Annotated in this window: 18 protein-coding genes; 9 read left to right on the top strand and 9 right to left on the bottom strand. The window is 66.9% G+C overall.

All coding sequences use genetic code 11. The features are described 5' to 3' along the window. Nucleotides 1-89 precede the first annotated feature (89 nt). On the bottom strand, nucleotides 90-2,174 hold the full coding sequence (gene yoaA / locus ACEN9G_RS21200; protein WP_483126924.1) for a DNA repair helicase YoaA: 2,085 nt from the start codon (nucleotides 2,172-2,174) through the stop codon (nucleotides 90-92). 26 nt (nucleotides 2,175-2,200) lie between these two features. After that, nucleotides 2,201-2,401: a YdcH family protein gene (locus ACEN9G_RS21195; RefSeq protein ID WP_056132203.1), complete on the bottom strand. Its 201-nt coding sequence runs from the start codon at nucleotides 2,399-2,401 to the stop codon at nucleotides 2,201-2,203. Between the two features lie 177 nt (nucleotides 2,402-2,578). Here ACEN9G_RS21195 and ACEN9G_RS21190 point away from each other — a divergent pair, with 177 nt between their 5' ends. Beyond that, a complete protein-coding gene (locus ACEN9G_RS21190; protein WP_413343600.1) occupies nucleotides 2,579-3,349 on the top strand; it encodes a PP2C family protein-serine/threonine phosphatase in 771 nt (256 codons plus the stop codon). 45 nt (nucleotides 3,350-3,394) lie between these two features. On the opposite strand, the gene ACEN9G_RS21185 is transcribed toward ACEN9G_RS21190, so the two are convergent. The 6 genes from ACEN9G_RS21185 to ACEN9G_RS21160 all read right to left on the bottom strand — a co-directional run bounded on the left by ACEN9G_RS21185 (nucleotide 3,395) and on the right by ACEN9G_RS21160 (nucleotide 11,337). Then, complete coding sequence (locus ACEN9G_RS21185) at nucleotides 3,395-4,072, bottom strand: hypothetical protein (RefSeq protein ID WP_483126923.1); 678 nt, start codon at nucleotides 4,070-4,072, stop codon at nucleotides 3,395-3,397. A 17-nt stretch (nucleotides 4,073-4,089) separates the two neighbouring features. After that, nucleotides 4,090-5,187, bottom strand: a complete 1,098-nt coding sequence (zapE, locus tag ACEN9G_RS21180; RefSeq protein ID WP_413344281.1) for a cell division protein ZapE — start codon at nucleotides 5,185-5,187, stop codon at nucleotides 4,090-4,092. Nucleotides 5,188-5,265: 78 nt separating this feature from the next. Beyond that, nucleotides 5,266-6,699 (bottom strand): dihydrolipoyl dehydrogenase, encoded by a 1,434-nt coding sequence (gene lpdA / locus ACEN9G_RS21175; RefSeq protein WP_413344283.1) that lies wholly within the window; start codon nucleotides 6,697-6,699, stop codon nucleotides 5,266-5,268. A gap of 50 nt (nucleotides 6,700-6,749) precedes the next feature. Beyond that, nucleotides 6,750-7,091: a PspC domain-containing protein gene (locus tag ACEN9G_RS21170; RefSeq protein ID WP_413344285.1), complete on the bottom strand. Its 342-nt coding sequence runs from the start codon at nucleotides 7,089-7,091 to the stop codon at nucleotides 6,750-6,752. 60 nt (nucleotides 7,092-7,151) lie between these two features. Then, entirely contained in the window at nucleotides 7,152-8,411 is a 1,260-nt protein-coding gene (gene odhB / locus ACEN9G_RS21165; RefSeq protein ID WP_413384057.1) for a 2-oxoglutarate dehydrogenase complex dihydrolipoyllysine-residue succinyltransferase, read from the bottom strand. Between the two features lie 70 nt (nucleotides 8,412-8,481). Beyond that, nucleotides 8,482-11,337 (bottom strand): 2-oxoglutarate dehydrogenase E1 component, encoded by a 2,856-nt coding sequence (locus ACEN9G_RS21160; RefSeq protein ID WP_413342564.1) that lies wholly within the window; start codon nucleotides 11,335-11,337, stop codon nucleotides 8,482-8,484. A gap of 299 nt (nucleotides 11,338-11,636) precedes the next feature. Between ACEN9G_RS21160 and ACEN9G_RS21155 the strand changes: the two genes are divergently transcribed. Genes ACEN9G_RS21155 through ACEN9G_RS21135 form a run of 5 tightly spaced genes read left to right on the top strand, consistent with a single transcriptional unit; the run spans nucleotide 11,637 to nucleotide 15,981 of the window. After that, a complete protein-coding gene (locus ACEN9G_RS21155) occupies nucleotides 11,637-12,296 on the top strand; it encodes a PepSY-associated TM helix domain-containing protein (RefSeq protein WP_413342566.1) in 660 nt (219 codons plus the stop codon). Nucleotides 12,297-12,316: 20 nt separating this feature from the next. Further along, nucleotides 12,317-12,829 carry a DUF2271 domain-containing protein gene (locus ACEN9G_RS21150; RefSeq protein WP_413342568.1) on the top strand — a complete coding sequence of 171 codons (513 nt, stop codon included), beginning with the start codon at nucleotides 12,317-12,319 and terminating at the stop codon, nucleotides 12,827-12,829. A gap of 10 nt (nucleotides 12,830-12,839) precedes the next feature. After that, a complete protein-coding gene (locus tag ACEN9G_RS21145; protein ID WP_413342570.1) occupies nucleotides 12,840-13,652 on the top strand; it encodes a DUF4198 domain-containing protein in 813 nt (270 codons plus the stop codon). Between the two features lie 2 nt (nucleotides 13,653-13,654). Further along, a complete protein-coding gene (locus ACEN9G_RS21140; RefSeq protein WP_413342572.1) occupies nucleotides 13,655-14,656 on the top strand; it encodes an FAD:protein FMN transferase in 1,002 nt (333 codons plus the stop codon). Continuing rightward, nucleotides 14,653-15,981 carry a sulfite reductase subunit alpha gene (locus ACEN9G_RS21135; RefSeq protein WP_483126922.1) on the top strand — a complete coding sequence of 443 codons (1,329 nt, stop codon included), beginning with the start codon at nucleotides 14,653-14,655 and terminating at the stop codon, nucleotides 15,979-15,981. Before ACEN9G_RS21140 ends, ACEN9G_RS21135 begins: the two co-directional genes overlap by 4 nt. Here ACEN9G_RS21135 and ACEN9G_RS21130 read toward each other — a convergent pair. Continuing rightward, complete coding sequence (locus tag ACEN9G_RS21130) at nucleotides 15,975-17,405, bottom strand: carboxylesterase/lipase family protein (protein WP_483126921.1); 1,431 nt, start codon at nucleotides 17,403-17,405, stop codon at nucleotides 15,975-15,977. The two genes, ACEN9G_RS21135 and ACEN9G_RS21130, sit on opposite strands and share 7 nt — an antisense overlap. A gap of 214 nt (nucleotides 17,406-17,619) precedes the next feature. Between ACEN9G_RS21130 and ACEN9G_RS21125 the strand changes: the two genes are divergently transcribed. From ACEN9G_RS21125 to ACEN9G_RS21115, 3 genes are all read left to right on the top strand, one after another. Then, nucleotides 17,620-19,335, top strand: coding sequence for a methyl-accepting chemotaxis protein (locus ACEN9G_RS21125; RefSeq protein ID WP_483126920.1), 1,716 nt, complete (start codon nucleotides 17,620-17,622; stop codon nucleotides 19,333-19,335). Between the two features lies 1 nt (nucleotide 19,336). Then, nucleotides 19,337-20,584: a chemotaxis protein CheW gene (locus tag ACEN9G_RS21120; protein ID WP_483126919.1), complete on the top strand. Its 1,248-nt coding sequence runs from the start codon at nucleotides 19,337-19,339 to the stop codon at nucleotides 20,582-20,584. Nucleotides 20,585-20,716: 132 nt separating this feature from the next. Further along, nucleotides 20,717-22,129 (top strand): OmpP1/FadL family transporter, encoded by a 1,413-nt coding sequence (locus tag ACEN9G_RS21115; protein WP_483126918.1) that lies wholly within the window; start codon nucleotides 20,717-20,719, stop codon nucleotides 22,127-22,129. The last annotated feature ends 162 nt before the right edge of the window (nucleotides 22,130-22,291 follow it).

Below are 22,291 nucleotides of genomic sequence, written 5' to 3'. Positions count from 1 at the left end.
CCCGAATTTGCTTTTTTAGGGCTCTGACCCCGAATCTCCGACTCCGCGGCAGATTCGTAAGCCAGGGGTCAGAGCCCGAATTTGCTTTTTTAGGGCTCTGACCCCGAATCCGTACCCCGCGGCGAATTCGAAGTCGCAAAAAACTCGATCACCTCCGCCTGCACCCGCGTGCGCCGAAACGGCGGCAAACTCTGCCAGATCCGCCGCCCATACGGCTTGCTGATCACCCGCGGATCGCACAGCATCAGCACGCCCCGATCCTCGACGTCGCGGATCAGGCGCCCGGCGCCCTGCTTCAGGTTGATGATAGCTTCCGGCAAGGTGTGGTGAACGAAACCGTTCATGCCCTTCTTTTCCATCACTTCGATGCGCGCGGCCAGCACGGGGTCGTCGGGCGGCGCAAACGGTAGCTTGTCGATGATGACGAGCGACAGCGCCTCGCCGCGCACGTCGACGCCTTCCCAGAAACTCTGGCTGCCGACCAGCACGGCATTGCCCGCGTTGCGGAACGAGTCCAGCAATTCCGTGCGGCCCCGTTCGCCCTGCACGAACAGGGGGAAGTCGAGGCCGCGCGCGGCGAATTCCTCGCGCAGGCGCTCGGCCACGCGGTTGACGGCGCGGATCGTCGTGCACAGGAAGAAGCAGCGGCCGCCCGCCGCTTCGATCACGGGCAGCGCCATGTCGACGACCGCGTCCGTGTAGCCGAACGTGTTCGGTTCCGGCAGGCCGGTCGGCACGTACAGGATGCCCTGCTCCTGGTAGTTGAACGGGCTCGGCCAGCTCTGCGCGGGTTCGCCCGTCATGCCGAGCTGGGCAGTGAAATGCTTGAAATCGTTCTTCACCGCGAGCGTGGCGGACGTGAAGATCCAGCTGCGCGGCGTGCCGGCGCGCTGGCCGGCGAAGATCGGCGCGATCGACAGCGGCGTCTTGTGCAATTGCAGCGACGAGGAAAACGCCTCGACCCACAGCACGGCATCGTCGCCCGCATGGTGCGCCCCGTCGACTTCCTTCCCCTTCTTCGGCTCGGATTTCCACGCCTTGTACTGTTCCAGCAGCTCGACGGCGCGCACGCGGCACTGCTCGATCGTCTCGGCGCGCTCGGCCTGTGCTTCCAGCACGTCGATCAGGCCTTCCAGTTCTTCCTTCAGCTTTTCCAGCGCCGGGAAGAATTCCGAGCTGGGCGGGATCTGCGGCAGGGACAAGCGCGTGCCGCCTTCCGGGAACGTCAGGCGCAGGTCGCGCGCGGCCTTCTCGACGACGGTCACGACCTTCGCCCAGTCCACGCCGCCGCGCGCGTGCGCGAGGCCTTCGGCCAGCACGTCGCGGCACAGTTCCAGCACCTGGCCCGTCGACACGGTCGTGCCGAAGAACAGCGTGGCCACTTCCGGCAACTGGTGCGCCTCGTCGAAGATGATCGTGTTGGCGGACGGCAGCAGTTCGGCCATGCCGCCTTCCTTCAGCGCCACGTCGGCGAAGAACAGGTGGTGGTTGACGACGACGACGTCGGCCTGCTGCGCTTCGCGGCGCGCCTTCATCACGAAACAGTCCTGGTAGTACTGGCACTCCTGGCCCACGCAGTTTTCGCGCGTGGACGTCACGAGGTTCCACACGGACGCCGTTTCCGGGACCTTCGTCAACTCGGCCTTGTCGCCCGACTGGCTCATCTTGATGAAACGCGAGATCTCGCGCAGATGGCCGACATCGTCGCGCGACGTCAGGCGGCCGTTCGACAGCGTGCGTTCCAGATGGTAGTGGCAAAGGTAGTTCGAACGGCCCTTCAGCAGCGCCACCGAGACGGGGGCGCGCAATGCCGCGCGCACGGTCGGGATGTCGCGCGAAAACAGCTGGTCCTGCAGGTTCTTGGTGCCGGTCGAGATGATCGTCTTGCCGCCCCACAGCAGCGCGGGAACGAGGTAGGCGAACGTCTTGCCCGTGCCCGTGCCGGCCTCGGCGATCAGCGTGCCCTGCTCGCTGATCGCGTGCGCGATCGCCTTCGCCATCTCGGTCTGCGACTGGCGCGGCTTGAACGTGCCGACCGCGGGCGCGAGCGGGCCACCGGCGCCGAAGATGCGGTCGACTTCGGCGTCGTACTTGCCGGCAGGTTCGGAAGGCGCGGGCGCGGCGTCGAGGTCGGCGTCGAGGTCGGACTCGGACAAGGGGAGGCGATCGGTCAAAATGAGACTGCTTAAAAAACGTGGGCTTATGCCGGAACGTCCGGCACCAACTGCATTTTCAGCAGTGTGATGTGGTCCTTCAACTGCAGCTTGCGTTTCTTCAGACGTCGCAACTGCAACTGGTCGGCGTGACCGTCGCGGGTCAGCATGTCGATGACAGCGTCGAGGTCGCGATGTTCCACGTCGAGTTCAATGATACGGCGGTGGATCTCCTGGACGTCGATCATGTTAGGCATTTCCGAACAGTTAAGCGTAAAGGGGTGGGAAGACGCATGCCCGCTGGCTCGGGGCGGCGCTATTCATTGTTACGGCTTGCAACTCCAGTGCAAACCGGTGCATAGTTTAAACTACACCGCCGTTGCCGCCAACAAAGTCCGGCATGGCGGTATCGGAAAGCCACGTTTATGACCTCATACAAGTTAGAAGCGGGAACCGCGCAGCATATCGGTAACCGCCCCCAGCAGAACGACCGGGTCGCGCTCATGACGGGCGCCCGCGCGCCCGGTTACGTCCTGGCCGTGCTGTCCGACGGCATTGCCGGCGCGGCCGGCGCGGAACAGGTCCTGCACACCGCCAAACAGGTGTTCGACGAATTCAAGCCGGGCGACCGCCCGTCTGTCGAGCGCCTGCAGCAATTGTTGCGCGACATCGTGCAGGAAACCCATCTGGTCATCAACATGAATGTCGTCGCGACACAGGCCCATGCGCACGCCAGCTTCGTCGGCCTGGTCCTCACGCCGCATGGCGAGGCCGTCTGGGCCCACGTGGGCGATTCGCGCCTGTATTACTTTCACGACGGCAAGTGCCTGGCGCGCACGAGCGACGCGGCCTATGTCGAGCACCTCGTGTCGAGCGACCGCCTGCCGCCGGACGCCGCGAAGAACCACCGCAAGTCCAAGCTGTTGCTGAATGTGATGGGCAATAGCCGCAAGGAGCCGTTCATCACGTTCGGCCAGCGCCTCGATCTCGCGGCGAACGATGTTTTCCTGCTGTGCTCGGACGGCCTGTGGCATTTCTTCACGGATGCCGAACTGGGTGCCGTGACCGCGAAGTCGAGCCCCCGTCAGGCGTCGGAGATGCTGATCAACAAGGCCGGCGAGCGCTCGCAGGGCAAGGGCGGGAACTGCAGCATGGCCATCGTGAAGCTGGTCAAGCCTGTGCTCGATCGGCCGTAAGGCAACGTAACGCGAACGTCACGCGTGGGCGGAGGGCCGTCCACCCTACTTCTTGCCGTCCTCGGCCTCTTGCGCGGCCTTCGCCGCCTTCTCCGCCTTGCGCTGCGCAACCTTGCGCTGCCGTTCTTCCGACTGCGCTTTGCGTTCCTCGTAGTCGCGCACGTTCTGCGCGCGCTTGCCGGCGTTCGCCGCTTCCTGCTGCTTCTGCGCGCGCAGGCGGGCGTCGCGCTCGGCCATGCGCTCGGGCGCGACCGCCTTGCGCGGCGCCGGCGCCGGCGCCGGCGTCGGCTCCGCTGCGGGCTTCGGCGGTTCGGCCGCCATGCGCGCCTCCTGCTCCTTGAAGCGGCGTTCCGCTTCGGCCAGGTTGCGGTCGCGCTCCTCGACGACCGCCTGGCGCTTGAAGTGTTCGGCCTGCACCTCGATCGCGCGCTGGGCGGCGAGTGCGCTGCGGCGGCGTTCCTTCGCCTCGTCGAGGCAATTATTCACGAAAAACTTGTCGTAGCAGACGCGTTCCCGTTCCGCGAAGCGGGCCTCGATCGCGGCCCGCTCGCGCGCGACGGCGGCCAGTTGCTGGTCGGCCTGCGCGACGGACGTCACGGGCGGCGGCGGCACCTCGCGCGGCACCACGTCCTGGCTGGCGCACGCGGCCAGCAGCGCGGCGGACAGCGCCACGGCGAGCGTGCGCATGCGGATACGGGTGTCTGTGACGAAGTCTGCTTTCATTCGGTTCCTTTGATCGTTCAGGCCAGCGAGTCGGCCACGCCGCGCCGCTCGGCGAGCATGTATTCACGCGACTGCATCTCAATGATACGCGACACCGTGCGATGGAACTCGTTCGACATCGCACCCTCGGTGTACAGCAGCTCCGGCTCGACCTCGGCCGACATGATCAGCTTGACCTTGTGATCGTAGAACACGTCGATCAGCCACGTGAAGCGGCGCGCCTCCGACGACATCGCGGCCGACATGCGCGGCACGCCCGACAGGATCACGGTGTGGAACTGGCTGGAGAGTTCCAGGTAGTCGTTCTGCGAACGCGGGCCGCCGCACAAGGTGGCGAAATCGAACCAGATCACGCCGCCGGCACGCCGCAGCGCACGCAGCTCGCGCTGTTCGATGTGCACGCGCGGATCCTCGTCGGCCGTGTCGGCGACTTTCGCATACGTCTCGCGTAAGGCGTGGTCGGAGGCCGCGCCCAGCGGCGTGTAATAGGCCTGCACCTGTTCCAGCGCGCGGTGGCGGTAATCGATGCCGGCGTCGACGTTCATGACGTCCAGCTTGTCCTTGATCAGCGCGATCGTGGGCAGCATGCGGTCGCGGTGCAGGCCGTCCGGGTACAGCTTGTCCGGATCGTAGTTCGACGTCATCACGAACGACACGCCGTTGGCGAACAGCGCGGACAGCAGGTTGTACATGATCATCGCGTCGGCCACGTCGTTCACGTGGAATTCGTCGAAGCAGATCAGGCGGTATTTCTTCGAGATGCGCCTGGCGACCTCGATCAGCGGGTCTTCCACGCCTTTCAGCTCGTCGAGCTGGCGGTGCACGGCGCGCATGAATTCGTGGAAGTGCAGGCGCGTCTTGCGCACGACCGGCACCACCGAGTAGAAGCTGTCCATGAGGAAGGACTTGCCGCGGCCGACGCCGCCCCACATGTAGACGCCCTGCGGGACGTCGGGACGGTTGATCAGGCGCTTGAACGCGGACGAGCGCTGCGACTTGTACGCGACCCAGTCGTCGTACGCCTCCTGCAGGCGGTCGACGGCGCGCTGCTGCGCGGGATCGGACTTGAATCCGCGCTCGGTCAGCGCGTGCTGGTAGTACTCTTGGACGTTCATGAAAAGAGCCGCATAAAGATGGGGGTGGACAGCGATGCCGTCCACCCCCAATCGGGCCGGAGCCCGGTCATACAAGTATTAGAAGTTCAGCGAACGCTTGTCGACGGCGAGCGCGGCTTCCTTGGTCGCTTCGGACAGCGACGGGTGGGCGTGGCAGATGCGGGCGATGTCTTCCGACGACGCGCGGAATTCCATCGCGACGACGGCTTCCGAGATCAGCTCCGACGCGACCGGGCCCACGATGTGGACGCCCAGGATTTCGTCGGTCGTCGCGTCGGCCAGGAATTTCACCATGCCCGACGTGTCGCCCAGCGCGCGTGCACGGCCGTTGGCCATGAACGGGAACGTGCCGGCCTTGTACGCGACGCCTTCCTTCTTGAGCTGCTGCTCGGTCTTGCCGACCCACGCGATTTCCGGCGAGGTGTAGATGACCCACGGGATCGTGTTGAAGTTGACGTGACCGTGCTGGCCGGCGATGCGCTCGGCAACGGCAACACCCTCTTCTTCCGCCTTGTGCGCCAGCATCGGGCCGCGCACGACGTCGCCCACGGCCCAGATGCCCGGGACGTTGGTGCGACATTCGTCGTCGACGGCCACGAAGCCGCGCTCGTCCAGCTGCACGCCGACGGTCTCGATGCCGAGGCCGTTGGTGTTCGGCACGCGGCCGATCGAGATGATCAGGCGGTCGAACGTTTCGCTCTTCGCGGCGCCCGCTGCATCGGCGTAGTCCACGGTGACGCTGTTGTCGCCCTTGGTCACGCTGTTGATCTTCACGCCCAGCTGGATGTCCAGGCCCTGCTTGGTGAACAGCTTGTGCGCTTCCTTGGCGATCTGCTCGTCGACCGCGCCCAGGAACGTCGGCAGGCCTTCCAGCACGGTGACCTTGGCACCCAGGCGGCGCCACACGGAACCCATCTCCAGGCCGATCACGCCGGCGCCGATGACGCCCAGCCTGGCCGGGACGGCGTCGACGGTCAGCGCGCCGGTGTTCGACAGGATGACTTTCTCGTCGAACGCTGCGCCCGGCAGTTCGCGGGCGTTCGAGCCGGTCGCGATGATCACGTTCTTCGCGGTGATCGAATCGGTGGTCGGGCCCGACACGTTGATGGTGTAGCCTTCGCCTGCCTTGCCGGCGAACGTGCCGCGGCCGTGGAAGAAGGTGACCTTGTTCTTCTTGAACAGGTAGACGATGCCGTCGTTATTGGCCTTGACGACGCCCTCTTTGCGCTTGAGCATCTGGCCCAGGTTCAGCGAGAGACCGGCGACGTCGATGCCGTGCTCGGCGAACGCGTGGCCGGCGTGCTCGAAGTGTTCCGACGATTGCAGCAGTGCCTTCGACGGGATGCAGCCGACGTTGGTGCAGGTGCCGCCCAGTGCCGGGCCGCCCTTGGCGTTCTGCCATTCGTCGATGCAGGCGGTCTTGAAGCCCAGCTGCGCTGCGCGGATCGCGGCCACGTAGCCGCCAGGACCGCCGCCGATCACGACGACGTCGAATTGTTTTTCAGTGCTCATTAATCGATTCCTTGATGTCGCGGCATGGACGGCGCACCGCCCATGTCACGTTATTCTTCTGGGACGAAAATCCACAACAACAGGTAAATCACGATCCCGAACCCGAACGTGATGGTGAACAGCGCGAACACGAGCCGCCATACCCACGCATCCACGCCCGACACTTGCGCCAGGCCGCCGCAGACACCGCCCAGCCAGCGGTCGGTGCGCGAGCGGCGCAAGGTGTTCAGCTCGGACGCGAACGAACCGTCGGCATTCGCGCTCTTGTTCAGGTTCACGGTCGACGAGGCGCCGGACAATACCTTCGCCTTCGCCTGTTCGAATTCGGCGTCGGTCAATGCGCCGGCCTGGTGCAGTTCGTGCAAACGCTTGATTTCATCGGAGATCATGATCATTCCCTTCCATCAGACACACGCACGGGCGCACCAGGCGGGCGCGCCCCCGTTCGTGAATTACAGGTCGAGCAGCAGGCGGGCCGGATCTTCCAGCGCGTCCTTCATCGCGACCAGGCCCAGGACGGCTTCGCGGCCGTCGATGATGCGGTGGTCGTACGACATCGCCAGGTAGTTCATCGGGCGGATGACGATCTGGCCATTCTCGACGACGGCGCGGTCCTTGGTCGCGTGCACGCCCAGGATCGCCGACTGCGGCGGGTTGATGATCGGGGTCGACAGCATCGAACCGAAGGTGCCGCCGTTCGAGATCGAGAACGTACCGCCGGTCAGGTCTTCCAGCGTCAGCTTGCCGTCCTTGGCTTTCTGGCCGAATTCGCCGATCTTCTTCTCGATCTCGGCGATCGACATCTGGTCGGCGTTGCGCAGGATCGGGACGACCAGGCCGCGCGGCGAACCGACGGCGATACCGATGTCGAAGTAGCCGTGGTAGATGATGTCGTTACCGTCGACCGACGCGTTCAGGATCGGGTACTTCTTCAGCGCGGCGACGGCGGCCTTGACGAAGAAGGACATGAAGCCCAGCTTGACGCCGTGCTCTTTCTCGAACTTGTCCTTGTACTTGGCGCGCATTTCCATGACCGGTGCCATGTTGACTTCGTTGAACGTCGTCAGGATGGCGTTGGTCGACTGCGACTGCAGCAGGCGCTCGGCGATACGGGCGCGCAGGCGGCTCATCGGCACGCGCTCTTCCGGACGGTCGCCCAGGTTCGCGACCGGGGTTGCGACTTGCGGCAGGGCTGCCTTCGGTGCTTGCTGCTGCAGCGGTGCCGGTGCGGCGACGGCAGGCTTGTTGGCGACGGCGGCCAGGGCATCGCCCTTGGTCACGCGGCCGTCACGGCCGGTGCCGGTGGCGTCGGCGGCGGTCAGGTTGTTATCGGCCAGGATCTTGGCGGCGGCCGGCATGGCGACGTCGCCTTTCGAGCCGGTGGCGGCAGCGGCGGCAGCCGGTGCGGCAGCGGCTTCGGCAGCGGCAGCCGGCGCAGTGGTCACCTGCAGCGGGCTCACGCCGGCCGAGGCTTCGGTGTCGATGATGGCGATGACTTCACCCGAGACGACGGTACCGCCGTCGTTCTTGATGATTTGCACGATCACGCCGGCAGCCGGTGCCGGCAGTTCCAGGACCACCTTGTCGGTCTCGATGTCGATCAGGTTCTCGTCGCGCGAAACGGCTTCGCCGACTTTCTTGTGCCACGACAGCAGGGTCGCTTCGGCGACCGATTCCGACAATTGGGGGACCTTGACTTCGATTTGTGCCATTTAGAAAACTCCGTTTTTGTATTCTGTGCAAAAAACCCCGCGCCACGGGCGCGGGGTCAATGATCGCTGCTTATTTGGTCAGGACAAAACCCTTCAACTTCGAGAACGCGGTGTCCAGCAGTTCCTTCTGCTGCGCCACGTGCTTGTCGGTGTAGCCGACAGCCGGCGACGCGGAAGCCGGACGGCCGGCGTATGCCAGGCGCTGGCCTGCTTCCATGCTTTCGAACACGTTGTGCTGGATCTGGAACCACGGGCCCTGGTTCTGCGGCTCGTCCTGCGTCCACACCACTTCGGTAGCGTTCGGGAACTTCTTCAGTTCAGCCTGGAACGCCTTGTGCGGGAACGGGTACAGCTGCTCGACGCGGAGGATGGCCGTGTCCGTCGTGCCGCGGGTCTTGCGTGCATTGACCAGGTCGTAGTACACCTTGCCCGAGCAGACGATCACGCGCTTGACCTTGTTGGCGTCGATCTTGTCGTCCAGTTCGCCGATGACGGTCTGGAAGCCGCCCTTGGCCAGGTCGGTCAGCGGCGAGCCGGCGTCCTTGTTACGCAGCAGCGACTTCGGCGTGAAGATGACGAGCGGCTTGCGGAACTGGCGCACCATCTGGCGGCGCAGCAGGTGGAAGATCTGCGCGGCCGTGGTCGGCTGCACGACTTGCATGTTGTGGTCGGCGGACAGTTGCAGGAAGCGCTCGATACGGGCCGACGAGTGCTCCGGACCCTGGCCTTCGTAGCCGTGCGGCAGCATCATGACGAGACCCGACGCGCGGCCCCACTTCACTTCGCCCGACGCGATGAACTGGTCGATTACGACCTGCGCACCGTTCACGAAGTCGCCGAACTGGCCTTCCCAGATCGTCAGCGTGTTCGGCTCGGCGGTCGAATAGCCGTATTCGAAGCCCAGCACCGCTTCTTCCGACAGCACGGAGTCGATGACGGTGAAGTTGGCCTGGTTGTCCGACACGTTCGCCAGCGGCAGGTAGATGCCCTGGTCCCAGCGCTCGCGGTTCTGGTCGTGCAGCACGGCGTGACGGTGCACGAAGGTGCCGCGGCCGGCGTCCTGACCCGACAGGCGGACGGCGTAACCCGAGGCCAGCAGCGACGCGTAGGCCAGGTGTTCGCCCATGCCCCAGTCGAGGTTCAGCTCGCCCTGGCCCATCTTGGAGCGGTCGGCCAGCACTTTCTCGACGAGCGAGTGCAGCTTGAAGTTTTCCGGCACGGTCGTGATGCGCTGGGCCAGGCGTTTCAGCTCGGTCAGCGGCACGGCGGTGTCGGCGGCGTCCGTCCACTTCTTGTTCAGGAACGGCGCCCAGTCGACGGCGTACTTGTTCTTGAAGTCGGTCAGGACCGGGTCGACGGTGTGCTTGCCGGCGTCCATCGCGTTGCGGTACGCGGCCACGAGCTGGTCGCCGCCGTCGGCGGCGATGGTGCCCTGCGCGGCCAGCTTGTCCGCGTACAGCTTGCGGGTGCCCGGGTGCTTGGCGATCTTCTTGTACATCAGCGGCTGGGTGAGAGCCGGCGTGTCCTGCTCGTTGTGGCCCAGCTTGCGGTAGCAGATCACGTCGACGACGATGTCTTTATGGAACTCGGTGCGGTAGTCCATCGCCAGCTGCGAGGCCAGCACGACGGCTTCCGGATCGTCCGCGTTCACGTGCAGCACCGGCGCCTCGATCATCTTGACGACGTCGGTGCAGTACAGTGTCGAGCGCGCGTCGCGCGGGTCGGACGTGGTGAAGCCGATCTGGTTGTTGATGACGATGTGGACCGTGCCGCCCGTGCCGTAGCCGCGGGTCTGCGCCAGGTTCAGCGTTTCCATCACGACGCCCTGGCCCGCGAACGCGGCGTCGCCGTGCACGAGGATCGGCAGGACTTCCTTGCCGAGGCGGTCGCCGCGGCGCTCCATGCGTGCCTTGACGGAACCTTCCACGACCGGGTTGACGATTTCCAGGTGCGACGGGTTGAACGCCAGCGACAGGTGGACCGGGCCGCCCGGGGTCGAGATGTCGCTCGAGAAGCCCTGGTGGTATTTGACGTCGCCGGCCGGCAGGTCGTCGGCGTGCTTGCCTTCGAATTCCTCGAACAGGTCGGACGGGGCCTTGCCCAGCGTGTTGACCAGCACGTTCAGGCGGCCGCGGTGGGCCATGCCGATGACGATTTCCTGCACGCCGTGCTCGCCGGCGCGGCGGATCACTTCGTCCATCGAGGCGATGAACGATTCGCCGCCTTCCAGCGAGAAGCGCTTGGCGCCGACGTACTTGGTGTGGAGGTAGCGCTCCAGGCCTTCGGCCGCGGTCAGGCGCTCGAGGATGTGTTTTTTCTTTTCAGCGGTGAAGGTCGGGGTCGAACGGATCGACTCGAGCTTCTCCTGCAGCCAGCGCTTCTCGGTCGGATCGCTGACGTACATGAATTCTGCGCCGATGGAACGGCAGTAGGTGTCGCGCAACATGTTCAGCAGGTCGCGCAGCGATGCGTCTTCCTGGCCGAAATAGGTGTTGCTGATGTTGAACTTGGTGTCCAGGTCGGCTTCGGTGAAGCCGTAGAAGGCCGGATCCAGTTCCGGGATCGGCGGACGTTCCTGGCGCTGCAGCGGGTCCAGGTTGGCCCAGCGCGAGCCGAGGTAGCGGTAAGCGGCGATCAACTGGGTCACGGCGACGCGCTTGCGGCCGAGTTCAGCGTCCGGCGATGCGGTCACGGTGCGGATCGGGCCCTGCTTGGCGCGTTCGGCGAACGAAGCGATCACGGACGAGTGATCCACGTCCGGCTTGGCGGTACCGTCGACGGCGGGCATGTGCTGCATCGCGTCGAAATAGGCGCGCCAGTTGTCCGGCACGGAGCCCGGATTGTTCAGGTACGCTTCGTACAACTCTTCCACGTACGGCGCATTACCGCCGAACAGGTACGAGTTGGCGTTATATTGTTGCATCATTCTTGCTCACCTTTCTTCGCGTTTCGCGATTTTAGGGCGGGTTAATCTAACCTTCCGCGACACGGCCTGACCGGTTAGCGGATCGCACTTACTTCATATCAAGTTGTGGGGGAAGGACTCTAAAGGCAAATCAATGCAACCGACCTGCCCATTGGCGCACGACATTGTAACGCAAGGATTCGGCCGCCGCTGACCCTGCAACGACATTTTATTCATTCCGATATTACTTTTTTTCACCTTGTCAACTAAATCATGAACCAGCGGTTGACCATCTAAATGATAATCGTTATCATTTGCGCATGCTCCCGACCGGCTCCACATCCCCCACCTCCACCGCGCTGCCCGCCGCGCGGCGTGCCACATTCCTGCGCCAGTTGCATCAATGGCACTGGATCAGTTCCGCCCTGTGCCTGATGGCCATGCTGCTGTTCGCCATCACGGGTTTTACCCTGAACCACGCGTCCCAGATCGAAGCGAAGCCGGCCGTCACGCGCCAGAAGGCCACCCTGCCCCCGGCGCTGCGCACGCAGATCGAGGAATTCGCCGCCGGCCATGCCGACGCCAACGTCCCCCTGCCCGCCCCCCTGGCGGACTGGGCCGAGCAGACGTTCCCCGTGCAGGTGCGCGGCGTGCGCGCCGAATGGAGCGAGGAAGACGCCTACGTCGCCCTGCCCCGCCCCGGCGGCGACGCGTGGCTGCGCATCGGCGCGGACGGCAATGCCGAATACGAATCGACCGACCGCGGCTGGATCTCGTGGCTGAACGACATGCACAAGGGCCGCAACGCCGGTCCCGTGTGGGGCTGGTTCATCGACATCTTCGCCATCGCCTGCGTCGTGTTCTGCGTCACCGGTTTCCTGATCCTGAAATACCACGCGGCCAACCGGCCGTCGACATGGCCCGTGATCGGCCTCGGCATCGTGCTGCCGATCGTGCTGGCCCTGCTGTTCGTTCATTAATCCATCCATCGAAAGCCGACATGAAACTGTCCCACTCGCTCGCCCTGACCCTGCCGCTCGCCTCGAGCTGGGCGATGGCCGCCGACCTCACCGTCAAGTTCGAACTGCCGCAGCTGAACGTGGCGGAGTACCACAAGCCCTACGTCGCGATCTGGATCGAGCGCGCGGACCAGAGCGTCGCCAACACGCTGGCGGTGCTGTACGACGTCAAGAAGCGCGACAACGCGGGCACCAAGTGGGTCAAGGACCTGCGCACGTGGTGGCGCAAGGCCGGCCGCGACGTCACGCTGCCGATGGACGGCGTGAGCGGCGCGACGCGCACGGCGGGCGTGCAGACATTGACCATCCCGGCCGCCCGCGCCGGCCTGGACAAGCTGCCTGCCGGCGACTACAAGCTCGTCGTCGAAGCGGCGCGCGAAGCGGGCGGCCGCGAACTCGTGCGCGTGCCGTTCCACTGGGAGCCGAAATCGAACGTGGCCGCCGCCTTCGCCGGCAAGGAAGAACTGGGCGCCGTGTCGCTCAGCATCAAGTAAGGAGTCCAGCATGCACATCAAGCAGATCGCCATCGCCCTCGCCCTGGCCGGCATCGCCTGCGTCGCGCAGGCGCACCGTCCGTGGATGATCCCGAACACGAGCCTCATCGAATCCGACCGCGGCGAAGCGTGGGCGACCATCGACGCCGCCATCTCGGAAGGCCTGTTCGAGACGGACTTCATGCCGCAGAAGCTGGACGGCCTCACGGTCACCGACCCGGACGGCAACACGGCCCCGGCGCCGGCCGCGACGCTCGGCAAGCACCGCTCCACCGTCGACATCCGGTTGCCGAAGGACGGCACCTACCGCGTCACCCTGGCCGCCGTGAACGTGATGGGCGCCTATAAACTGAACGGCGAGACGAAGCGCTTCCGCGCCACCGAGCAGACCGTCAAGGATGAAATCCCGGCCGGCGCCACGGACGTGCGCAGCATGACGATGGTGCAGCGCCAGGACACGTTCGTCACGCTGAACAAGCCGACGGCGGCCGCGCTGAAGCCGACGGGTTCGGGCCTGGAACTGGTCGCGCTGACGAATCCGACCGAACTGCGCGCCGGCGAAACAGCGAAGTTCCGCTTCCAGCTGGACGGCAAGCCGCTCGCGAATTTCCCGTTCAGCCTGATCCCGGGCGGCGTGAAATACCGCGGCACGCTGAACGAAGTGCGCCTGACGACGGACGCGAACGGCGACGCCAGTTTTACCCTGCCCGCGCCGAACATGTACTGGCTGAGCGCCGCGTATCCGGCCAACGCGCCGCGCGGCCTGGACGGCCCGGCGAAGCGCTACAGCTACTCGGCCACCTTCGAGATCCTGCCGGAGTGACCTTGACCGAACGCGCCGTCCTCATTCCGCTCGACCTCGCCCCGGCCGTGCCGCCGCCGGGCAGCCGGATCCACACGTTCGAAGGCGCGAGCATGGGGACGACGTGGACGGTCAGCGTCGCCGCCGGCCGCATCGACGATCCGCGCCCGGCGCTGCAGGCCGAACTGGATGCGATCGTCGCCCAGATGAGCCATTGGGAGCCCGACTCGCTGCTGTCGCGCTACAACCGCGCGCCGGCCGGCACGTGGGTCGACCTGCCCGCGCAATTCTTCGACGTGATCGACTACGCGCTGTGGGCGCACATGGCCAGCGGCGGCGCATACGATCCGGCTGCGGGCGCCCTCGTCGACCTGTGGGGCTTCGGCGCCGCGCGGCGCTACGATCACACGGGGTTCTATGCGCCGGTCGACGCCGCCATCGGGCAAACGCTGGATCAACGCGCCGCGGCGCGCCTGTCGTTCGACCGCGACGGGCGCCGGCTGCTGCAGCCGGGCGGTCTCCGGCTCGACCTGTCCTCCATCGCGAAGGGTCATGCCGTCGACCGCCTCGCGCAATGCCTCGAGCGGCGGGGGCTCCACCACTACCTCGTCGAGGTGGGCGGCGAATTGCGCGGCGCGGGCGTGAAGCCGGACGGGCATCCGTGGTGGGTGGAGATCGAAGGCGTTCCCGATAGCGCCACGCCGCAGGCCGTCGTCGCGCTGCACGGCTTGTCCATCGCGACGTCCGGCGACTACCGCCAGTATTTCGAACACGGCGCGCGCCGCGTGTCGCACACGCTGGACCCGCGCACGGGCCGGCCCGTCGCCAACGACGTCGCTTCCGTGACCGTGCTGGCGCCCACGTGCATGGAAGCCGACGCGCTGTCGACCGTCCTCGCCGTACTCGGTCCGGACGACGGCGTCGCGTTCGCCGAGGCGCGCGCGCTGGCGGCTCGGGTCCTCGTGCGGCGCGCTGGCACGCTGGACGAAATCGTGACCCCGGCCTGGAAGGCGCTGCTGCAATGACGGCGGAACCGCTGCGCCTCGCCGGCGCGCTGGCCCTGTCCCTGGGCTGGCTCGGGCTGTCGTACCGCATGTGGCGCACCCACCGCAACAGTGCCGCCATGGACGTCAAGGGCGCGGACTGGCTCGTCGTCCACGCCAGCCAGACCGGCAGCGCGGAAATGCTCGCGAGACGCAGCGCGGAACTGCTGGCGACGGGCGGCCTGGCCGCGCGCGCCGTCTGCATCTCCGCGCTCGACCGCGACCGCCTCGCCTCCGCCACGCGCGTGCTGTTCATCGCCAGCACGTACGGCGAAGGCGACGCGCCCGACACGGCCGCGCCGTTCGCGGGCCGGTTGATGGCGGCCGGTCTCGACCTGTCCCACCTGCACTACGCCGTGCTCGCGCTGGGCGACAGGAATTACGCGAATTACTGCGGCTTCGGCCGCGCGCTGGACGCCTGGCTCGCGCAACAGGGCGCGACGCGCCTGTTCGACCGCATCGACGTCGACCGCGGCGATGCCAAAGCGCTGGCGGAATGGCAGCACCACGTGGGCCGCCTGGCCGGCACGGACGACGCCCCGGACTGGGACGCGCCCGCGTACGGCAACTGGCGCATCGTCGCGCGCACGCTGGAAAATCCCGGCAGCGCGGGCGCACCGTTGTACCGCGTCGCGCTCGAACCCGTCGGCGGCGCGCTGCCGGCGTGGGAAGCGGGCGACCTCGCCCAGGTCAGCCCGCCGGCGGATCCCGAGCACCCGCGCGAATACTCGATCGCATCGCTGCCGATGGAGGGCCGGCTCGAACTGCTCGTGCGCCTGCAGCGGCGCGACGATGGAAGTGCCGGTGCGGCGTCCGGCTGGTTATGTGGGCAGGCAGACGTCGTGCGCCTGCGCCTGCGCGCGCACGAGCGCTTCCGTCTCGGCGCGAACATGGGACGGCCCCTGATCGCCATCGGCAACGGCAGCGGCCTGGCCGGCCTGCGCGGCCTGCTCAAGGCGCGCATCGCCGCGGGCCGGACCGATAACTGGCTGCTGTTCGGCGAGCGCAACCAGATCCACGATTTCCTGCTGCGCGCCGAACTGCAGGCATGGCGCGAGGACGGCGACCTGGCGTACCTGGACCTCGCGTTCTCGCGCGACCAGGCCGAGCGCCGCTACGTGCAGGACGTGCTGCGCGACCGCGCCGACCGGCTGCGCGAGTGGGTCGAGCGCGGCGCCGCGATCTATGTCTGCGGCAGCCTGCAAGGCATGGCCGGCGGCGTGCACGAGGCGCTGCAAGGCATCCTCGGCGCGCAAGCGCTCGACGGGCTGACAAACGAAGGCCGCTACCGCCGCGACGTTTATTGACCGCCTGCCGCCACGGTCGTCGCGTCGATCTCGGATCCCCACGGATCGCGCAGCGCGACCGGCTTGCCGTCCGCGCCAAAATCCATGATCACGTCCTTGTCGCCCGCATAGCGCGGCCACGCGGGCAGCTTGCGGCCGTTCGGGTCGCCCTTCTTCGCGAAGTTCACGAGGTAGGCGCTCATCGCGCGGCCCATCGCCACGTCCTTCTTCGTGACGGCGTCGCCGTACTTGACGTCGACCGTGTCGAAGAAATACGGGATGTCGCTCGCGTGCTGCGCGCCCGTCTTGCCGATGCTGTCGGCCACGTACGAGAAGCGGTATGCGTACACGGGCACACCCTGCGCGGCGAGGCGGCCCGCGAGGCTGCGCGCGCCCGCGACCATGAAGCCAGTCTTGCCGCCGATGTCGGCACTCGTCGCGCCGATCATCACGGGGACTTTCGCAAAGCGGCCGGACGCGAACGCGGCGCCCGACTCGACGGCCACCTTGCCGTCCGCGAACGGCCCCGCATACGTGGCCGGATTCTGCGGCGCACGGTTGGCCAGGTTCATGCCGTCGACGATTTGCTCGGCCGGCAGCGCGCGCAGTTTATCCAGCGCCTGCGGATCGTCCGCCGCGATGCCCTTGGCCGTCGCGAAATTCACGCCGATCTGCTCGACGGCAGCCAGCCCCGGATCGGCCGACTTGCCGTCGCCGCCGGACAGCACGACCGCCTTCGCGAACAGGCCCTGCGTCTGCGGTGATGTCAGCAACGCGTTGACGGACATGCCGCCGGCCGATTCGCCGATGATCGTCACGTTGGATGCATCGCCGCCGAACGCCGCCACGTTGCGCTTGACCCACTGCAACGCGGCCAGCTGGTCCATGTACCCGTAATTCCCGAGCGGTTCGTCCTTTGCATGCTGCGTCAACTGGGGATGGGCGAAGAAGCCGAAACGGCCGAGGCGATAGTTGAAGCTGACCAGCACGACGCCCTGCTTCGCCAGCGCGGCACCGGAATACGTCGGCGGCGACGACCCGCCGTTGACGAAGCCCCCGCCATAGATCCACACGATCACCGGCAGCTTCGCGGACGCTTTCGCCTTCGCGGGACGCCACACGTTCACGTACAGGCAATCCTCGGCCGGCGGCGTGCCGAGCGGCGCGGCGTCGCTGGGGAATGGGAGCTGCATGCAGTCATGGCCGTATTCCGTCGCCGCGCGCACGCCGGACCACGCAGCCGCCGGCTGCGGCGCGCGCCAGCGCAGGTCGCCGACCGGCGGCGCCGCAAACGGGATGCCCTTCCAGCTGGCCACGCCCTTGTCGACGGCGCCCTGGACCTTGCCGGTGTCCGTCGTCACGACGGGACCGCTGGCGGCGTGCGCGGCGGAGGCGATGGTAGTTAGCGCTAACACGAGCAGGGATGGCAGGGTCGGGCGTGGCATGGTGTCTCCTTGTTGTGGGTATGGAATGCATCCCGATGCTAATGACCATATGGCAACCCGTCAATGGAAACCTCGCCTTGTGCGGTAAGTACGGCGCAACAAATAATCGAATTCGTCAAAATTCTCTCGCATTCTCATGTGAAAAATGATTAAATCACCAAATGGATTTCCACATGGAAATATTATGAACATCATGACGCCACCACGAGAAGCCATGCATATGATCGCCCCTGCCCCGGTCACCTCCCGGGATGACCTTGCCCACGCCGCGCTGGATGCCATCAACCGCGCCCAGGCCGTGATCGAATTCGGTCTCGACGGCCGCATCCTGCACGCCAACCAGAACTTCCTCGACGCGCTCGGCTACGAGCTGCACGAAGTCGTCGGGCAGCCGCATGCGATGTTCTGCGAACCGGAGTACGTGCGCTCGCAGGCTTACCGCGACTTCTGGAAGCACTTGGCCGCGGGCGAATACCACGCGGGCGAGTTCAAGCGCGTGACCCGCGACGGCAGCCCGGTGTGGATCCACGCCACGTACAATCCGGTCCTCGATGCGGACGGCAAACCCGCGAAGGTCGTCAAGTTCGCCACCGACATCACGGCGGCCAAGCTGCGCAACATCGACTTCGAGGGCAAGATGGCCGCGATCGACCGCACCCAGGCCGTCATCGAATTCGATTTGCAGGGCAATGTGCTGCACGCGAACGACAACTTCCTCGCCGTGACGGGTTATACGCTCGACGAGGTGCGCGGGCGCCACCACCGCATGTTCTGCCTGCCGGAGCACGCGCGCTCGGCCGGGTACCTCGCGTTCTGGGAACGGCTCGGGCGCGGCCAGGCCGACAGCGGCGAGTACCGCCGCGTGACGAAGGACGGCCGGACCGTGTGGATCCTCGCCGCGTACAACCCGGTCTTCGACGCCGACGGCAAGCCGGTCAAGATCGTCAAGTTCGCCACCGACATCACGGCGCGCAAGGCGCTCGCCGCCGAGAGCCGCGGCAAGCTGGACGCCATCGGCCGCTCGCAGGCCGTGATCGAGTTCGACCTGCACGGCAACGTGCTGGCCGCGAACGACAACTTCCTGCGCACGATGGGCTATCTCGCGGACGAAGTGGTCGGCCGCCATCACAGCATGTTCTGCGACGAGGCGCTCATCCAGAGCGCCGGATACCGCAACTTCTGGTCCGACCTGGCGCGCGGCCAGTTCCAGTCCGGCCGCTTCCGCCGCCGCGGCAAGCACGGCGCCGACATCTGGATCCAGGCCACGTACAACCCGATCCTCGACGCCGACGGCAAGCCCTATAAAGTCATCAAGTTCGCGATGGACGTGACGGAACAGGTGCACCGCGAAGAGCAGCTCGGCGCCAAGATCAAGGCGATGTCCGCGGTGCTGGCCGAGCTGTCGCAATCGATCGCCTCCATCGCCCAGGGTTCGCAGCAGTCGGCCGGCCTGGCGGTGCAGACGCGCGACCAGGCCGCCGAAGGCAGCACCCTGCTGGCGCGCTCGAAGGATGCGATCCTCGCGATCCAGAAATCCTCCGACGACGTGCACGAGATCATCGACACGATCAGCGACATCGCCAGCCAGACGCACCTCCTCGCGTTCAACGCGGCGATCGAGGCGGCGCGCGCGGGCGAGCACGGCACCGGCTTTTCCGTCGTCGCCAACGAGGTGCGCAAGCTGGCCGAGAAATCCGCGCTGGCGGCGCGCGAGATCGCGAAGCTGATCAACGGGACGGCCACCCGCGTGGGCGAAGGCACGCGCCTCGCCGGCGACGTGGAAGACGCGTTCGGCCGCATCGTGCGCTCGGTCGCGGCGACGAGCGAATCGATCGCCCGCATCCATGCCTCGACGAGCGCGCAGGCCAACGCGACGCGCGACGCGTCCGCGCTGCTGGCCGAGCTGGAACGCGTCGCGACGGAGCACTGACATGCGCCTCGCAGAAGTGCGCATCGACGCCGTGGATGTCGGCATCGCGGCGGACGCCGTCGTGCAGGCGCTGCCGCAGCCGGATGCATTGGCAGTACCGCCCCGCCGCACGGGCGCGCTGGCCGGCGTCGTGGACCACGGCGGCGTGCTGGTGCCCGTCGTCGACCTCGCGCGCTGGGTCGGCACCGGCGAACGGCGGGACGGACCGCACACACGCATCCTGGTCCTGCGCGACGGCGACCGCATGCTGGGCCTGCGCGTATCGGCCGTCGGCGGCCTGGTGGACGTAGCGCCGGACGGCATCACGCGCCTGCATCACGACGACGATGCGGACGAGGTGTTCCACAGCGTCGCGCGCTCGCCGGAAACGGGACGCGTCCTCAGCGTCCTGGACGTCGGCAGGCTCGCCGCGCTGGCCTGCGCGTGGCACGGCGGCGCGGTAACGATGACGGACGCGCCGCCGCTGCCGGCCGCGCATGACAGGCGCACGTATGCCGTGCTCGATGCGGGCACGCTGCGCCTGGGCGTGCCGGCCGGAGCGCTCGCCGAAGTGATCGCGATGCCGTCACGCGCCGCGATCGGCGACGGCGCGTGGTGCACGTGGCGCGGCCGGCACCTGGCGATCGTGCCGCCGGCCGCGGTCGATCCCGTTCTCGGAGACGTCGGCGCGGGCCTGCTCGCCGTGCTCGAACACGACGGCCTCGCGCTCGGCGTACCCGTGCGCGCGACCCTGCGCCTGGCGGATTTCGCTCCGGCCGCGACGGTCTACGACGACGATGGCGCCGAGGTCCGGCTGGTCGACGTGGCGGCGCTGTTCGCGCGCCGTCCCGAGGCGGGGCTGTCGCGGTCCGCGCACGCCGCGGCCCCGGCGCAGCCGAGCGCCGGCAAGCGGAACGACACCGCCTACGTCGTGTTCGACGCGGACGGCCTCGCCGCCACGCCGCTCGACGCGCTGGAGCGGGTGCTGCCGCTGGTCGACACGCCCGGCGCGACGATGCGCTGGGGAGATCGGGCCATTCCCGTCGTCGACCTGCGCCGGCCGAACCACGTGCCGGCGGAAGAAGGCCAGGTGCTGGTCGTGCGCGCGGGCGAGCGCCGCGTCGCGTGCGTGGCCGCGCGCGTGCACGTGATGATCCCGGCCGGTGGCGGGCAGTTGTACCGTCTCGGTGCCGGCGCGTTCATCATGACGGGCGAGGGGCGCGAACAGGCCAGCTACCGCATCGTCGACCTGCGCCTGCTGCGGTCCTGACCTGTGTCCGTTACGCAACCGAAGCGAGCAAAAATAGAACGGTCGTACGAAATAGTGTATGCTTCGGCTCCCGCCGACCCCGGCCTTTCCGGCCCGGGGGCGGGCTCAGAATCGATACTTGGAGTGAGACCGATGAACCAGAAACACCTGACCCTGCTCGTCGCCCTGGCCCTGGGCGCGTCGCTCGACGCGACCGCTTCCGGCTACCGCTTCGGCTCCCAGAGCGTGTCCGCCCAGGGCACGGCGGAAGCCAACGGCGCCGAAGCCGCCGACGCATCCACCATCTTCGCCAACCCGGCCGGCATGTCGCGCCTGGAAGGGCGCCAGATCGTCGGCGGCATCACCGCCGTCGTCCCGCACTCGACGTTCCAGGATGCCGGCTCGACCCGCTTCACCAGGACGTCCACGGGCGGCGTGAAGGCGCAGGACGACTACGCGCCGAGCGTCGTGGCCGCCCCGACGCTGTACTACAGCCAGAGGATCGACAACCAGTGGACGGCCGGTGTCGGCGTGTTCGTCCCGTACGGCACCAAGCTGGATTACGACGACAACTGGTCGGGCCGCTACTCGCTCACCAACATCAAGCTGGAATCGATCAACATCAACCCGTCGGTGGCGTTCAAGCTCTCCGAGCAGCACAGCTTCGGCTTCGGCATGGACATCGAACACATGAAGGCGAGCCTGCGCCAGGGCGTGGACGTGCCGGGCTCGATCGCCGCCGCGCAGGCCGCCGGCAGCAGCGCCGCGCTGGTGCGCCAGATCGCTGCGCTGGGCGGCAACCCGGCGCTGCTTCCGACGGCCGGCGACGCGCACGCGGGCGTGGACGGCAAGGACTGGGGCTATGGCTTCAACGTGGGCTATCTGTACGCGCCGACGCCGGATACCCGTTTCGGCATCGCCTACCGCTCGTCGATCAAGCATGAACTGAAAGGCGGCGCGCTGTGGGACTTCTCGACGGTGACGAGCGACGCCGTCGTCAACAAGGTGCTGCAGGGCGCCTCGCACCACGCGAATTCCGCGGCGCGCGTGGACGTCAGCACGCCGGAGACGCTGTCGCTGAACGCCTTCCACCAGTTCGATGCGAAATGGGCCGGCATGGCCGACGTGACGTGGACGCGCAACTCGCGCATGCAGGACATCGACATCCAGTTCGTCGGCACCAACGAAGGCGACCTCGTGATCCGCCAGCAGTGGAAGAACACCGTGCGCGTGGCGCTGGGCGCGAACTATGCGCTGAACGACGCCGTGACCCTGCGTGGCGGCATCGCGCACGACGACGCCCCGGTCCGCGGCGACCTGCTCCGCCACGCGGCGCTGCCGGACGCCGACCGCCTGCAACTGTCGTTCGGCGCGAACTGGAAGCTGACCCCGGCCTCGTCGCTGGACCTGGCGTACAGCTGGCTGCACTTCAACGACGCGAGCGGCAACTACACGAACAACTGCAATCCGGTGATGACGGGCTGCACCGGCAACGGCGAGACGACCCGCGGCACGTGGAAGACCCGCATGCAGTTGCTTGGCCTGGCGTACAACTACAAGTTCTGACCACCCGTCATTCCCGCGCACGCGGGAATCCATGCTGAGTGACTTCGGTGCTTCATTATGGGTTCCCGCCTGCGCGGGAACGACGGGATTCCAGAGTTTCGACGAATCGAACCCGACCCGCGCCGCACCCCACACCCCAAACGTCATCCCCGCGCAGGCGGG

Source organism: Massilia sp. Masssp94 (assembly GCF_059491305.1).
This window is presented reverse-complemented; position numbering and strand designations above follow the sequence as displayed.